1 protein-coding gene is annotated in these 1,024 nt (G+C 40.5%); it reads right to left on the reverse strand.

Translation table 11 applies throughout. The features are described 5' to 3' along the window. Positions 1-58: 58 nt before the first annotated feature. On the reverse strand, positions 59-1,024 hold a 966-nt coding region (locus RB298_RS00605; RefSeq protein ID WP_486045251.1), incomplete at its 5' end, for a methyl-accepting chemotaxis protein.

The following is a 1,024-nucleotide window of genomic DNA, read 5'->3' on the forward strand; positions in this document are numbered from 1 at the left end:
CTATAAAAGATATAAATAAAACAAATACACGCAGAAAACTGCGCGTATTACGTACATATCAAGATCGACTTCTGGACTCACTTACCGCAGCTTTTAAATTAGCTGCCAACGCCACAAGTTCTTCTATAGACGCTAACTCCTCTTGTGAAGCCGCAGCTACTTCTTCAGCGTAAGCAGCTGCTTGTTTAGCAACCTCTGAAAGGCCCATGACAGACTCCATTACCTTGAACGAATACCCATCAATCTCTCCTGTTGCCTTTGTCATTTTGTTCATTTGTTCTTGAGCGGCAAAGACATCTTCCATAATTGTGGAAAACTGTTTAGTTACATCTTCGACAGTGGAAATACCAAGCGTGACTTCTTCCGTATTGATTTCCATGTTTCGATAAGCCTGCTTTGCCTGGACTTCAATTTCTTTTAACAGATGACTGATTTGTATAGCGGACGTTTTAGATTCTTCCGCTAGCTTACGTACTTCCCCCGCTACTACAGCAAAACCTTTTCCATGTTCTCCAGCCCTTGCAGCTTCAATAGCAGCATTAAGTGCAAGAAGATTTGTTTGTTCAGCAATTCTTGTAATCGTGTCAATAATCCGGCCAATCTCTGTAGAACGATTTTCGAGTCCCTTTACTTCACTGGTGGATATCTTAACGGATTCATAGATTTTATTCATTTGATTCGTCACCTCTTTCACCGAAACATTTCCAGTGGAAGCATGTTCAGAGGCTCTGTTCATCGATTGTTGTACCTTTGAAGAATGATCATTCATTTTTTGAAGCAGCTTGGCCATATCCACCATAGCTTGCTCGGTTTCAACTACACTTAGCAACTGCTTATCAGAACCCGCAGCAATTTCTTGAATAGACATCGTAACTTCTGTCACAGCTGTTTTTGTTTCCTCCATGCTTGCAAGCAATTGCTCTGAGGAGTGACTAACCGTACTCTTTGTTTTACTTATTTTCTGACGCAGCATTCTCATGTGAGTCATCATTTCATTAAATGAAAATATGAGTGTACTAATCTC

It is taken from the genome of Priestia sp. BR_2 (assembly GCF_041954005.1).
Taxonomy (GTDB): Bacteria; Bacillota; Bacilli; order Paenibacillales; family Paenibacillaceae; genus Paenibacillus_AQ; species Paenibacillus_AQ lautus_A.